Raw genomic sequence first — 13,583 nt, 5'->3', positions numbered from 1 at the left:
AGATGGATCTTAAAGTTCACATAAATAATGTTCATGGAAGCCAAATGGCTGCAAAGATTACAGGTAATTTTACAATAGATAATAATGAATTTCGTTTTACTGCCATTGCGTTTGGTCGAATTGGCGGACAAAATATTGGTGCTAAAATTTCTAAATCCACAGAAAAGGAATTGGAAAAACTGGGATATGATGTTGATGAAGTAATAATGCTACTTCAAAAAAATTTACTTCAAGGCGATTTGACTCTTCCTGAAGGTCTCAAAAAGGAATCCTTTGTTGATGACTAAAATTCAGCTTCTTCTAATGCTTTTGCACATGAACAACTTCTAGTCTTTGGAATTTTATCAATTAATTCAGTCAGGATTTTTTTTGTCATTTCAACATTTTTTGAAAGCGTTTCAAGTACTTCCTTTGCAGTAACAGGTTTTTCGGCCCAAACATCATAATCAGTTACCGTGGAAATTGACGCATAACATATTTGGGCTTCTCTTGCAAGTTGGCATTCGGGAACTAAAGTCATTCCAATAATATCTGCTCCTGTTGTTCTATAGAATTTTGATTCTGCTTTAGTTGAAAATCTTGGTCCTTCAATGCAGACATATGTGCAATCTTTATGCATTTTTAATTCAAGATTATTTGTAACTTGAAGAATTGATGATTGTAATTCAGGACAAAATGGATCTGCTACAGAAATATGAATTACTCTTCCATTTTCAGAAAATGAACCTTCCCTTGATTTTGTAAAATCAATAAACTGTGATGGTAAAACAAAATGTCCTGGTTCTAGTTCTTCTTTGAGACTCCCAACAGCTGATGGTGCAATTATTCTTGTTACTCCTAATTCCTTAAATGCCCAAATATTTGCTTTAAAGTTAATCATATGTGGTGGAATTGAATGTTTTTTTCCATGTCTTGGAAGAAATGCAATTTTTCTTCCTTTAAAAATACCAACCGTGATTGTATCTGATGGTTTTCCATATGGTGTGTCAATATCAACTTCTTGAGGATTCTCAAGTAATCCTGAATCATAAATTCCAGTTCCTCCAAAAATCCCAATTTCTACATCTTTTTCCATTAATATTTCACCAATGATTTACAATCATAATTACTAATTCCCTTTATTCCACCAAGTTCTGTCAATTCTATAATGAATGCAAAACCTGCAATTTTTCCTCCAATCTTCTCAATTAATTTTGCAGATGCCTTTGCAGTGCCTCCTGTTGCAAGTAGATCATCGCAGATGAGGATTCTTTGACCTTCTTTGATAATGCCTTTTTGAATCTCTATTGTATCCTTGCCATACTCTATAGTATATGATAATTTTACAGTTTTTCCAGGTAATTTTCCAGCTTTTCTAATCATTACCATTCCTTTGTTATATCTGGAGGCTAAAACAGTAGCAAGAATGAATCCTCTTGATTCAATTCCAGCAAATATGTCTATATTCTTTGGATGAAAATATTTTGTAAACTCATCTGCAATATATGATAATGATGAAGGATCCTTCAATATGGGACTAAAATCCCTAAATAAAATTCCTTTTTTAGGAAAATTTGGAAAATCAGCAATCTTGTCTTTTAGATTCATGATACAATCAAATATTCTCTGAAATAAAATTGTTTGAAACTAAATTTCAAAAGTTGTTTCTGCTTCGTTAACTGCATCAGATACCTTTAGTGTATATGTTCCTGGTACTATGTCTTTTGGAATCTTCCATGGTAGATTTAACTCGCCTGATTTTGATGCAGGGAATTCTAATTTTTCTATCTGCTCTCCGCTATCTGATAAAATTGTAATTCTTACTGTCTGTTTTGCACCGAAAATATGTATATTGATAAATTCATTTACTCCGTCTAACTTTCCAGCATCAGTAACCACAACTACTATTCCTTCTTTGACTACTCCCAGAACATTTATTTTTGTAATGTCAAAGTTTGCGCCACTTTTTGCCTTTATTGTCCAAACTCCTGGTTCTGCATCAGATGGAATTCTAAAAGAATCTTCAGAAATCTTTCCAGTTTTATCTGAATATGTTTCTCTAATTTTTATTTCATTTCCTTCAGGATCAATTAATGTTAAAGTTAGAATTATGTTAGGTCCAGTTTCGCCTAAGACTAATATCGAATCTCCTGGATTGTAATCTACTTTTGTAGTATTGATCTCGATTTCTCCAGAGCCTATTTGTAGACCTACTGTGAATGTTTCTGAACTTTGTGCACTTCCCTTTTGTACAACTGCAGTATAAACACCAGATGCATAACCTGTTAATGGAAGAGAATATTTTCCTCGTCCATCAGGCAAAAGCTGAATTGTGATATCTGACTCTTTAGGCTTGTCCCCAGGATCAACAATTAAAAGACTTACAACATCTGAGGGCTGACCAGAAAACGTAATTATTGCTGTCTCGGTTGCTTTGTAATTTAATTTATCAAATTCTAAATTGACTGGAATTACCGCTAATTGTCCAAGTCCTGCAAAAATTAATTCTTTATTTTTTTCTTGTGCAGCAATTAATGTGTATGTTCCTTTTGGAGAATTCATTGTAGTTTGATATTCAAACTCCACAAGACCTGTTTCATCAATTTGAATAATATCTGAATACACTTCATTTCCAATAGGATCTTCTAATCTTATCTCCATTGGTACATTTGGAATTGCAGTTCCGTTAAATTTCATAACGTCTCCAAGTTCAAATTGTAAATCTATGGGATTGATAATGATCACTCTTCGTGGCTCTACTTTCCATTTGATATCAATAGTTTGTCTACCATCTGAAATAGTAGATTTGTACTCTCCTAACATCGAATCTAATGGGACCATGATTGGCTCAGGTAACTTCCAATTCCCCTTGGAATCAATTGCTGAAGTACGTGAATTGATTACCACTCCTTCTGGCGAATAAATATCGGCCTTGATTGCACTTCCTGGGTTTCCAGTGCCGAAAATATTCAATTCATCTCCTCTCTTAATTACATTAGGAACTCCTTGAACTGTAAGTTTAACATCATCAACTGGTATTCTGTTATCTACTTCACCAATTCTAAGACTGATTTTTTTTTCTTCACCTACTTTATTTTGTATTTTAAAATCTACTCTATCTGCATTTTCATTTTCAGGAATTTTCATAGTAGTCATAAAATGACCATTACTGTCTGTTTGAAAACTGCCTATCTTTTTTGAATTAATGTAAAAATCAAATTCTTCAGAAGCTCCGAATTTTTCTCCTGTAACTCTGATGGTTGAACCTACATTTGGTTTTTCTGGAATTATTCTAAATGTTGAATCTTCTGAGATACTCCCAGTTATGTTATCTGTAGGCTGATTTTGTTTTGGTTGGGAATTTTTAGTAACCTTTGGTAAATCGTCCGCTAACACTTTCCCTGTATCTAATTGTTTGTCGTCTTTATCTAGGGCCTTCCAGTTAATTCCAGGTTTAGCTTTGTCTGTTTTTACTCCAAATTTGACTGATTCTCCAGGTTTGATTGTTTCAGATGATGTAAATATTATAACACCTTGAGGTGTTTTCTCACCAACCCATCCTTTTTCAGTTTTAAAAGATTTAAAACTAAAGTCACTTCCTAACCAAATTCTAAAAGAGCTAATGTCTTTAGTTGAATCATTAGTTAATTCAATAACTGTTGTCTCTTCTAATGCAATACTTTTTACACTAACTTCCTGGGCAAATGAATTTGGTAAATTTGTAATTAGTAAAATAGAAAATACTAATGCAGTTGAAAGGAAAATTCCTCTCGTAGAGGATTTATTCATGTAAGTTAGATTCTGCATCTCTCATTTAACCTTAAAGCTTTTTTCCTATTTTTTTATTTTTTAGTTCAGTATTTATCATGAGAAAACTTCTTAAATCTTAAGCCCGTGCCCTTTGAAATTTATCAAAATCAGGTTTGGTAACCACATTTTGATACTGTCTAATTCTCTCAGCAATTAATCTATACAATGATCTAAATTGGTCTTTAGTTTTATCTGATAGAAAATTTGTTTCCTCTAATGCAATTTTTTCACAAATATACCTAGTGATCTCTTCATTGTTAAATTGTCCCCAATCATCATCTCGGTGTTCTTGCCATATCTTCTTTAATTTCTCCAAAATACCTTTTCCTTCTTTTGAAGAAACTTCTAACGGAGTCAAATTTGAAAATCCTTCACGTCTTAATTTGATTTCATATGTTTGATTTACAGGATAAAGATAATCTTCTAAAACAATATAATCCTCAATTGATTCTAATTTCTTTCCTTCTCTTTCAAAGAAAATAGTTTGAATTGATGAAAACTCATTTGATGCTAATTGTGCTGAGATTTGCTTGGATTCATCAGAATTATCTAATAAGATGAATGTCTTGTAGCCATGGTTTCTATAAAATATGGCCAATGGTAGAACAGAATTTTTGTTATATGCTGCCACAACATTTAACGGATTCATAGAAATATTGGGATCTTGTAGGAATTTATCAAAAGCATTAAGATACATTGCATCTGACATTGTCTCTACTATTATTACTGGTCGTGAATTTGTTCCAATCTCTCTGTCTACAATCGATTCAACTTGTCCTCTTGATAATCCATACAAAATTGGTGTAAGTGTTTTATCATCTGCATTCCAATAATCATAAAATATTCTACTCAGATGTTTTCTCTTATCTAATTCTACAACTAGTAAATTTCCAGGTGTGTAATCAAATATCATAAATGGTGAGTGAGTTGCATACAATACTTGGTTTGAACCTGCTAAATTTTTCAACAAATCTGAAATTCCCATCTGTTGTGTTGGATGAAGATTTCTTGCGGGTTCATCAAGTAGCAATATAGCTTCTTTTAGTTCTGCTCTTTGAGTTTCAGCTGCAAAGTTTACAATAAAAGAGAATGTCCACTTGAAACCTTCAGCTCTTCTATTTAACAATCCAGTATTTGTTATGGTTCCATCCTTGTGAACATCTGAAATTACAACACTCATAATATTTCCAGGATTGTATCTTAGGTCTACATGTATTGGGTCTCCTTTCCATGCGGGATTTAATTTACTTGTTAATCTATTACTTGCAGCATTTAGAAGTTTAATACACTTTGATGGGCTTTCTTTTACTTGATCTAATTCTTTCATATCTAACTCTGCTAAATAAAATAGATTCCTTACAGTTTCAGCCTTGTCAAATTCTTCAATATACTCTATAGAGTCTGCTCTTTCACCTCTTTCTTCTCTGAGATATTCATTGAGGTTGATATTTCCATAGATTTTTTTGTAATCAGAAAAATACACAAATCTTGGATGCAAATCTGACCAAATAAAATTCTGCAGTGCTGTTTTTTCACTCTCACCGCTTAGAAGATTTGGATATTGGTTTTCTGGTTTTTCGTAGATTTTTTCCCATTCCTCAATCACTTTTGGCTCTTGAATTGCAATAACATGGAATTGATTACTAAATTCAGCCATGCCGCTATCAAATGCTTCTTGATTTTTTGGCACTGGTCCTTCAAAAAATTTGGTATCGATTTGTATTCTTAGATGATTTGGAATTGTACTCAAAAACTCTAAAATTTCTTTAGAAAAATTCTCCCAGGAATTAATTCCTTCATTTGAATTATCACTGAGTTTGATGTCTTCAAATTCGTATTGAACTTTTGAATTTCTATTTGTTCTAATTAATTTGATTTTTTTAATTTCAGGTAAATTGGGAAATTTTTCTTTAATCAGTCCAATTTCATGTTGATTTAATTCAAATTCTCCCTCTGCTAACCTGATCTCTTCTTTGAGCTCTTCACTCATTTCATCACATAGATCTAATTCTGAAACAGTTTCATCTCTATTCAAAAGAGTTAATGCTTGAAGAATGGTTGTTTTTCCACTCTCATTTCTGCCTACAAAAGCAGCTAAATCACCTACCGTTATTTCTCCAGAATCATGAATGCAACGATATGCTCTAACTCTGAATTTTCTAAGTCGCATCTAGCGATATTTAGTCGGCTACGATTTAACTCATTCGTCAAATTGATCTCAAGTTTTCAAAATCTACTAAATAGATATAAGGGAATCACAGTTGTTAAAACAAATGGCATCAGGAAGAGTTTTTGTTGTATTTTTGTTACCTGTAATATTATCAGTCCTTTTTGGCTCTGCAGTAATGGCTGATATTCTTGATAAGCCTGATAGAGAGTTAAACATGTGGCCAATGTCTTATTCTGATGGTGTTTTATCTCATAGTTCGTCTATTGAAATTATTGGACTTTCAAAACAATATTCAACATCTGAACCTGTTGAAATTCAAATCAAAATCAATGATTCCTCATTTGATTGTGGAGATCTTTATGTGACCATTTACTCTGCTGGTAAAAGTGATGTTATTACTCAGGGTGGATTCTTTGAACAATGCTTTGTTAAAGGAAATCAAATTTTGCCCATTGGAGACAAATTTTCCAAGGCTATAGATATTCCAGGTAATTATGAGATCGTAGTGGATATGGTTTCAAAACAACTAAAGAATATCTCAATTAGCGGGACATTTAGTGTTAAATAGGAATGAGTTATTGGATGGTACAGAAGAAATTGAGGTTAAAAATAAGGTGATTTAATGGCAAAGAAAAAAAATTCTCTAATTGAAGAGGCTGAAAAAATAAAAAGTGAAATTGATCAACTAAAAAAGAAAAAAACCCCTTCTAAATCTAAGAAACCTGCAGCAAAAACAGCAAAGAAACCTGCAGCAAAAACAGCAAAGAAACCTGCAGCAAAAGCAGCAAAGAAACCTGCAGCAAAGAAACCTGCAGCAAAAACAGCAAAGAAACCTGCAGCAAAAACAGCAAAGAAACCTGCAGCAAAAGCAGCAAAGAAAACAGAAGAAAAACCAGCAAAAGTAAAAAAATTAACTAAAAAAGAATTAGAAGAAGCTAAAAAGGAAGCTGAAAAAACACTAGAAGAAGAATTAGAAGAACAACTCTCTGATGAGGAAATAGAAAATTTCCAAATCGAAAAAGTTGACATGGAGAGACTTACTAACAGAGTTTATGATATTCTTGCAGAACGTGAATCTGATGGAATGTTCCAAAGTGAATTGTGGAAAAAACTTAAACTTACAAGTCGTGACGGTTCTAGATTAGCATTAAAACTTGAAAGAATGGGTACGATCACTAGAGAAAAAATTCTTGAGAAAGGTCGTTGGACTTACAAACTAATAATTAAAAAAACACCCATTAGTACTCAATCAATTGAAAATGCTCCTTGTTTGGTTTGTCCTGTTGAACAAAAATGTTCTCTAGAAGGTGAAATTAGTCCAAGAAATTGTCAATTCATTGAAGATTGGGTAATTGCTGAAATGAAGAAACCTGCGAAATCCAAATGAAACTTCAAGATGCACGAAAAGATCATTACAGAAAATTAGCTCATGAACAGGGTTATCGTAGTAGAGCAGCTTACAAACTAAAAGAACTGAATCAATCCTATAGAATAATTGGTCCGGGATTTTATGTACTTGATTTAGGATGTGCACCTGGTGGATGGACTCAGATGGCCGTAAAATTAGCAGGGAATCAAGGAAAAGTTATGGGAGTTGATTTGTCCTATGTTGAAGAGATACCTGGAGCCCATATTATTCGTGAAAATATAGAGGATGAGATTGTAGTTGATGAGGTAATGTCTTATTTTGGGCGTAAAGTTAATGCTGTAATTTGCGATTTATCTCCTCAAGTTAGTGGGAATTGGACAGTGGATCATGCTAAACAAATTTCGTTAAATTATGATTGCACAAAAATTATGGATAAAGTTTTAGCTCATAAGGGTAATGCAGTCTTCAAAGTTTTTGATGGCGAATTTTCAATGGAATTCAAAGACTATGTCAAGAAAAAATTTGCAAGAATAAATCTTACTAAACCTAAAGCAAGTAGAAAACAAAGTAGTGAATTGTATTATGTTTGTCTAGGTTTTATTGGATAGACTGAAAAATTTTAATAATCTCATCTATGTTTGCATTTGTCCTAAACCCGGTTGGATTCAATGAAGTGACACTTGCTAGGAAATTATTTTTTTGTAAATTTGATATTGCATTTTCTAGTTTTGGTGGTGATGCTTTCATTTTTGATGCAATCTCATCAATCGTAAAATATGTTCCAGGCATTTCTGACTCAGCAAGACATTTGTTTAGTGTTTTCTCACAATTTTTATCTATTTCTAGATTAGAAATTTCTAATAACATTTTTTGAATGAAATCTTTTTCAAAAATTTTTCCAATCCATAATGGTCCTGCTAAATTTATTTTTAATTTACATAATTCACAGGTTTGCTGAGTTTCCAATGAAATCTTTCTGTGTCTACAATTCTTACAATGAACTATGTAACCCAAATTATTTTGTTGATCTGGTCTGTTTAGAATTTTTACAAATGTTCTATAGTAGTGCATATCACTTTCCACAAATAATGGAATTATTGTTACGCCTAATCTTGCTGCAACTACTCTTAGGCAACCTAAAATCAATCTTATTGCAATCTCGTTTCCATATTCTGCTCTAACAGGAATACCTCCATACTTTCTCTTACATGCCTCTTGGAATAACCCATTTAGAACTTGAAGATCTGTGGCTGCAGTTGAGAGAATTCCTCCATGCATAGTTGCCCTAATTCCACAGTCAAAAAATGCTGCAGGAGAACCAAATGGATCTATATCTACAATTGAGCCTCGTTCCCCTTTTTTTGAATATTGGCTTAAAAATCTGCATACCTCTTTTTCAGAAAATTCTACATTTTCTAATTTGTTTAACTTGGCTGAATACTCAGCCATTTTTAGAGCCGTTGGATTTAGATCATTAATTACCACTTTATCTACATCTAATTCATTTGCAACACGTAATCCTCTTGCACCAATACCTGATAGCCCTTCTAGGAAAATTTTTGGAGCTTGGAAATTATTGAGAAAAGCTGCATATGCAATTATAGAAAAATCTCTATTGAGTCTAGCTTTTGGATTAAAGAATGCAGGTTTTTTTGGTGGAACTTTATCTGTTAATGATTTTTTTGGTACAAGTAATTTTGTTTTACCTTCAACTATTTCTTGAAATGATTCATCGGGAAATTCCAAACTAATTTCATTTTTTCTAAACGTATAACGGTTTAATACTTGTGTTTTTAGACAAAGTTCGTGCAAATTTGTGGTATTGATGATGCTGGAAGAGGCTCAATGTTAGGTCCACTAGTAATTGCAGGAATTTCATTAGATAAAAGAAAATTACGAAAATTATCTTCTTTGGGTGTTAAAGACTCTAAAAAACTAGCTCCGAAATCCCGTGAGATACTTTACAAGGAAATCATCAAACTAGTTGATAGTTATTACATAACAAAAATTTCTCCCCGAATCATTGATGCAAGTGTTAAAAATCACTGTTTGAATGGATTAGAGGCAAAATATATGGCAAAAGTTGTTTCAAAACTAAATGCTGATACATCATATGTTGATTCATGTGATGTAAATCCAAATAGATTTGGTAAGGAAATTTCTCAACTATCCAACAATCATAAAATTAAATCATATCATCATGCAGATAGTAGGTTTGTAGTAGTATCTGCTGCATCAATTTTAGCAAAAGTATCTAGAGATAAGGCAATAGCAAAATTGCGTAAAAATCATGATTTGGGAAGTGGATACCCATCAGATTCTGTTACTGTGACATTTGTTAGAAAATACTATCAAATCAATAAATCAATGCCTAGTTTTGTACGTAAAAGCTGGAAACCAGTCCAGAAAATTATTTTAAAAAGCTAATTTTTTGATTTTGCTATGATCATTGCATGATCCTTATCATATGGATGCAAATCAATGGATTGTAAAATATGAAATTTATTTCTTAATTTTTCTGTTTCTTCTTCTATTATTCTCTTTGGTGATTTTGTTACATCTATGCTTCTTGTTTTGATTACTAGAAAAAAATACCCTTCTTTTTTTAGAAACATTTCACAATTATCTAATGCAATTTGTGTTTGGTCTGGTTGTGCAATATCAACATACACAACATCTACTTTTCCAAATACTGAAAAATATTCTTTAGGTTTTCTCGCATCTTGAAGTATTGGCATAATGTTTTTTCTATATGTTGCAACTCTATCCAAAAAATCTCTTGCAACTCTACTTGCATGTTCCACTGCAAAAACTATTCCACTTGGACCTACAATGTCTGAAATATGACTTACTGTGGTTCCAGTTGATGCTCCTAAATACAAAACTTTACTTTTATTTTCAAATGGAAAGTAGTCTAGTTCATTCATAATTGCTGCTGCTAATTTACTTCTAAAGGGATCCCATAATCTGTACTCCACTCCTTTTTTAGAAATTAATTTTTCTTTGTATACTTGATTTCCAGGAACTATATTTTCAGTAGCTAGTTTTCTTTCGCCATCTGATTTTATCCAAAAAAATGATTGATTATCTTCTTCCAAACTTCTTTCTCTTTTTATTTGAACCAGATCTTTCTTTGTCTGCTCCACCTTCTCTTCTTCTATCGCCAAAGTTTCCACCTCTTCTTCTTTCTCCACCTTCTCTTCTTCTATCGCCAAAGTTTCCACCTCTTCTTCTTTCTCCACCTTCTCTTCTTCTATCGCCAAAGTTTCCACCTTCTCTTCTAAAGGTTTGAGGTGGTCTCATATCTTTTTCAGTAGGATTTTCATATTTCTTGCCTATTTCATCAACTCTAACATTGAGTTTTTCAAGTAATGTTTGGTTTAGTCCTTCACCGTAAACATCTACTCTAGCAGCAATTACCGCCTTTGCTGCAACTGCACGTGCAATTTTTCCTCTTTGCCATCTTGGTGCAGAATGAACCATTGCATGTTGGAATAGTAATCCGTGTTTTGGTGGTTGAGAACCAGTTTTCAATGATCTAAACAATGCTTTTTCAGCTCCTAAAACTTGTATTGTGCTTGCTGGTAGAGATGCCAATCTTTTGAGACTACCTGCTCTTCCTAAAATTCTTGCTCCAACTGCAGAACCAAGTATTGCTGAAAGATTAGGAGCAATTGTATTCATCTCAGATTCTACATGCTCTTCAAGTTTTTTACGTAAATCATGAAAATCTAGAATTTGTTTTGCAATAGATTGAACAATTGCTAAATTGACATCTGATATGTCCCCTCCTCTACTTTTAGTACAAATCAATGATAACATTTCTACTTTAGATTCAGGAAAACCTGCATCCTCAAAAATTTGCTTTGTTAATGATTCTCTTTTTCCAGCCATTACGATTTGAGCATAACCATTGATACTATCAATCACATTATCTAATTCTGGAAAATGTAATCCATACCATTCTCTAAGTCTTGAGCTTAGACCATTTGCAATTTTGTCAATCTCATCAAGTGAATTTATTGCTTGAATGATATGAAGATCTGGACTTTCTGAAACCTCTGTTACTTTAGAAGATGAAATTCCTAATGCAAACTCTCTTAATTTTCCTAATGTGTCTTGAAGATTTGATGCAAAACCTGAATCAACTATAATTTGTGGTTTTGTTGCTTGAACCGTTTCAAGTTCGCTTGAATCCATTAGATGAGAGTCAATCGAATATTTTTTCAAAATAGCCAATAATGATTCATCACTGACTGAAACTCCTCTTTGAATCGAAGCAAGATAATTTACAAGCTCATTTAGTTTTGACTCTTTATTTTTCACTGCAAGATACTCTTTAACTGAATTAGAAAATGGGAATGCCTTGTCCAGCTTTCCATCATTAAAAACTGAAATTCCCAATTCTGTTAAAATTACAGAATACATGACTAGTACAATCTAAGTCACCTTTAAAAAAGGTACCAGATGAGCAAATCAACTATTATATCCCAAACTAAGTTCATTAATCAAAGTGGAACCTAGTCTTGAAACTTCCATAGGTCAAATTCATCTAAAGAGACCTGTGATGTTGGCTTCAGGAATTTTAGGCATTTCTTTGGATGTTTTTAATCGACTTTATCGTTCTGGAGCTGGAGCCGTTGTTACAAAATCTTTGAGTACAGAACCATGGGAAGGTTATCCAAATCCTACTATCTTTAGTGTAAAGGGAGGCGGTTGGATTAATGCTGTTGGACTCTCAAATCCTGGTGCCCCTAATTTTGCAAAAATGATTGAACCAAACAAGGACGTTCCAATAATTGTAAGTTTGGTTGGTTCAATTCCTGGAGACTTTGAGATGATGGTAAAACAGTTTGAAAATTGTAAAGTTACTGCGTATGAATTGAATTTATCATGTCCCCATGTTGCCAAAGTTGGTCTAGAAGTTGGAGATGATCCTGAATTGGTAAAAAAAATTGTGACTGCAGTAAAAAATACCACAAATGTTCCGGTTATAGCAAAAGTTGGTTTAGGTACAACTCACTATCTTGAAACTGTGGGCACTGCAATTGAGTCTGGAATAGATGCTATTACTGCAATTAATACTGTTAGGGCAATGGCAATTGATACTGAAACACAAAGACCAATTTTGAGTAATAAATTTGGAGGATTATCGGGAACTCCAATTAAACCAATTGCATTAAGATGTGTTTATGAAATTTCTTCAAAATATGATATTCCAATAATTGGTTGTGGTGGAATATCTACATGGGAAGATGCAATTGAATTTTTCTTAGCAGGTGCTTCTGGGATTCAATTGGGTAGTGCAATAGGTGATAATTGGATTCAAGTTTTTGATGAGATTAATGATGGAATTATTCAATATATGAAAAGAAAAGAATTTTCTACAATTAAGGAGATGGTTGGACTTGCAAAGAAATCATAATCACCCAACAATTGTAACCATTGAGAAAGTAATTGACGAAACACCAACTGTTAGAACTTTGGTTTTCTCCGATGAAATAATGTCTGATGTCTTACCTGGACAATTTGCAATGGTTTGGATTCCTGGTATTAATGAGTTGCCAATGAGTGTGATGATTTCTAAAGATTCAGGAAAAGCAGCATTTACTGTTAGAAAACACGGACCAGCTTCTACTGGGTTATTTAATATCAAAAAAGGAGAACAAATAGGAATTCGTGGTCCTTATGGCAATTCTTTTGATCTTAAAGAAGGTAGATTGTTGTTAGTTGGTGGTGGAACTGGACTTGTTCCAATGATGCGATTACTTACATTTGTTAAACCAACTGATGATGTCACTGTTCTAATTGGCGCAAAAACAAAAGATGAAGTATTCTTTGAAAAGTTGGCAAATGAACTTTTAGAAAAAAACCCTCACAAAGTAATTGTTTCAACTGATGATGGCAGTTATGGTGAAAAAGGTTTTGTTACTGATTTGGTTGAAAAACTTGTTAATGAAACAAAATTTGATGGCATCTATACTTGCGGGCCTGAAGTAATGATGTACAAGACGGTACAATCAGCTCATTCCAGAGGCTTATTCGTACAGGCAAGTCTTGAAAGAATGATGAAATGCGGAGTTGGTATTTGTGGAAGCTGTTGTGTTGGTGAAGATCTAGTTTGCAGAGATGGGACTGTCTTTGATGGGGAACATTTATCAAAAAATAAAGAATTTGGTTATTTTCACAGGAATAAGGCTGGAATTTTAGAAAATTATTAAGTTTGACTAGCAAGGTTTAAAATAAATCATAAAA

At 33.0% G+C, this 13,583-nt stretch carries 14 protein-coding genes; 7 read left to right on the top strand and 7 right to left on the bottom strand.

What is annotated here, in order from left to right:
- The first annotated feature begins 2 nt into the window (after positions 1-2).
- Entirely contained in the window at positions 3-287 is a 285-nt protein-coding gene (locus K5790_RS05810) for a hypothetical protein (protein WP_367182863.1), read from the top strand.
- Here the strand turns inward: K5790_RS05810 and K5790_RS05805 are convergent.
- The 4 genes from K5790_RS05805 to K5790_RS05790 all read right to left on the bottom strand — a co-directional run bounded on the left by K5790_RS05805 (position 284) and on the right by K5790_RS05790 (position 5,959).
- Positions 284-1,075 (bottom strand): S-methyl-5'-thioadenosine phosphorylase, encoded by a 792-nt coding sequence (locus tag K5790_RS05805; RefSeq protein WP_297593246.1) that lies wholly within the window; start codon positions 1,073-1,075, stop codon positions 284-286. The two genes, K5790_RS05810 and K5790_RS05805, sit on opposite strands and share 4 nt — an antisense overlap.
- The gene (locus K5790_RS05800; RefSeq protein ID WP_297593244.1) at positions 1,075-1,587 is read right to left on the bottom strand and encodes an adenine phosphoribosyltransferase; all 513 of its coding nucleotides are present in this window, start codon (positions 1,585-1,587) and stop codon (positions 1,075-1,077) included. The genes K5790_RS05805 and K5790_RS05800 overlap by 1 nt, the downstream gene beginning before the upstream one ends.
- 39 nt (positions 1,588-1,626) lie before the next feature.
- Positions 1,627-3,768, bottom strand: a complete 2,142-nt coding sequence (locus K5790_RS05795; protein WP_297593243.1) for a biofilm-associated protein — start codon at positions 3,766-3,768, stop codon at positions 1,627-1,629.
- Between the two features lie 97 nt (positions 3,769-3,865).
- Positions 3,866-5,959, bottom strand: coding sequence for an AAA family ATPase (locus tag K5790_RS05790; RefSeq protein WP_297593242.1), 2,094 nt, complete (start codon positions 5,957-5,959; stop codon positions 3,866-3,868).
- Positions 5,960-6,062: 103 nt separating this feature from the next.
- Here K5790_RS05790 and K5790_RS05785 point away from each other — a divergent pair, with 103 nt between their 5' ends.
- From K5790_RS05785 to K5790_RS05775, 3 genes are read left to right on the top strand one after another with little or no spacing between them, the layout of a single operon-like run.
- Positions 6,063-6,527, top strand: a complete 465-nt coding sequence (locus K5790_RS05785; RefSeq protein WP_297593241.1) for a hypothetical protein — start codon at positions 6,063-6,065, stop codon at positions 6,525-6,527.
- A 54-nt stretch (positions 6,528-6,581) separates the two neighbouring features.
- Positions 6,582-7,346, top strand: coding sequence for a transcriptional regulator (locus K5790_RS05780; RefSeq protein ID WP_297593240.1), 765 nt, complete (start codon positions 6,582-6,584; stop codon positions 7,344-7,346).
- The gene (locus K5790_RS05775; protein ID WP_297593238.1) at positions 7,343-7,936 is read left to right on the top strand and encodes an RlmE family RNA methyltransferase; all 594 of its coding nucleotides are present in this window, start codon (positions 7,343-7,345) and stop codon (positions 7,934-7,936) included. The genes K5790_RS05780 and K5790_RS05775 overlap by 4 nt, the downstream gene beginning before the upstream one ends.
- Here K5790_RS05775 and K5790_RS05770 read toward each other — a convergent pair.
- Positions 7,926-9,074 carry a tRNA (guanine-N1)-methyltransferase gene (locus tag K5790_RS05770; RefSeq protein WP_297593236.1) on the bottom strand — a complete coding sequence of 383 codons (1,149 nt, stop codon included), beginning with the start codon at positions 9,072-9,074 and terminating at the stop codon, positions 7,926-7,928. The genes K5790_RS05775 and K5790_RS05770 overlap by 11 nt on opposite strands.
- 60 nt (positions 9,075-9,134) lie before the next feature.
- Here K5790_RS05770 and rnhB point away from each other — a divergent pair, with 60 nt between their 5' ends.
- Positions 9,135-9,755, top strand: a complete 621-nt coding sequence (gene rnhB, locus K5790_RS05765; protein ID WP_297593235.1) for a ribonuclease HII — start codon at positions 9,135-9,137, stop codon at positions 9,753-9,755.
- Here the strand turns inward: rnhB and K5790_RS05760 are convergent.
- Both K5790_RS05760 and K5790_RS05755 read right to left on the bottom strand, forming a co-directional pair.
- Positions 9,752-10,495 carry a fibrillarin-like rRNA/tRNA 2'-O-methyltransferase gene (locus tag K5790_RS05760; protein ID WP_297593233.1) on the bottom strand — a complete coding sequence of 248 codons (744 nt, stop codon included), beginning with the start codon at positions 10,493-10,495 and terminating at the stop codon, positions 9,752-9,754. The two genes, rnhB and K5790_RS05760, sit on opposite strands and share 4 nt — an antisense overlap.
- Positions 10,413-11,756 (bottom strand): ribonucleotide-diphosphate reductase subunit beta, encoded by a 1,344-nt coding sequence (locus K5790_RS05755; protein ID WP_297593231.1) that lies wholly within the window; start codon positions 11,754-11,756, stop codon positions 10,413-10,415. Before K5790_RS05755 ends, K5790_RS05760 begins: the two co-directional genes overlap by 83 nt.
- Before the next feature lie 85 nt (positions 11,757-11,841).
- Between K5790_RS05755 and K5790_RS05750 the strand changes: the two genes are divergently transcribed.
- A complete protein-coding gene (locus K5790_RS05750; protein ID WP_297593229.1) occupies positions 11,842-12,753 on the top strand; it encodes a dihydroorotate dehydrogenase in 912 nt (303 codons plus the stop codon).
- Positions 12,737-13,549 carry a dihydroorotate dehydrogenase electron transfer subunit gene (locus K5790_RS05745; protein ID WP_297593228.1) on the top strand — a complete coding sequence of 271 codons (813 nt, stop codon included), beginning with the start codon at positions 12,737-12,739 and terminating at the stop codon, positions 13,547-13,549. Before K5790_RS05750 ends, K5790_RS05745 begins: the two co-directional genes overlap by 17 nt.
- The last annotated feature ends 34 nt before the right edge of the window (positions 13,550-13,583 follow it).

The sequence above is a fragment of the Nitrosopumilus sp. genome, assembly GCF_025698945.1.
GTDB lineage: Archaea > Thermoproteota > Nitrososphaeria > Nitrososphaerales > Nitrosopumilaceae > Nitrosopumilus.
The sequence above is the reverse complement of the archived record's forward strand: the minus strand, read 5'-3'. Positions and strand labels throughout refer to the sequence as shown.

Bases quoted from the DNA above. Each gene is read 5' to 3' on its own strand.
- K5790_RS05810 (WP_367182863.1), top strand. From the start codon at position 3: ATGGATCTTAAAGTTCACATAAATAATGTTCATGGAAGCCAAATGGCT.
- K5790_RS05780 (WP_297593240.1), top strand. From the start codon at position 6,582: ATGGCAAAGAAAAAAAATTCTCTAATTGAAGAGGCTGAAAAAATAAAA.
- K5790_RS05755 (WP_297593231.1), bottom strand. From the start codon at position 11,756: ATGTATTCTGTAATTTTAACAGAATTGGGAATTTCAGTTTTTAATGAT.
- K5790_RS05790 (WP_297593242.1), bottom strand. From the start codon at position 5,959: ATGCGACTTAGAAAATTCAGAGTTAGAGCATATCGTTGCATTCATGAT.
- K5790_RS05775 (WP_297593238.1), top strand. From the start codon at position 7,343: ATGAAACTTCAAGATGCACGAAAAGATCATTACAGAAAATTAGCTCAT.
- K5790_RS05800 (WP_297593244.1), bottom strand. From the start codon at position 1,587: ATGAATCTAAAAGACAAGATTGCTGATTTTCCAAATTTTCCTAAAAAA.
- K5790_RS05795 (WP_297593243.1), bottom strand. From the start codon at position 3,768: ATGAATAAATCCTCTACGAGAGGAATTTTCCTTTCAACTGCATTAGTA.
- K5790_RS05785 (WP_297593241.1), top strand. From the start codon at position 6,063: ATGGCATCAGGAAGAGTTTTTGTTGTATTTTTGTTACCTGTAATATTA.
- K5790_RS05805 (WP_297593246.1), bottom strand. From the start codon at position 1,075: ATGGAAAAAGATGTAGAAATTGGGATTTTTGGAGGAACTGGAATTTAT.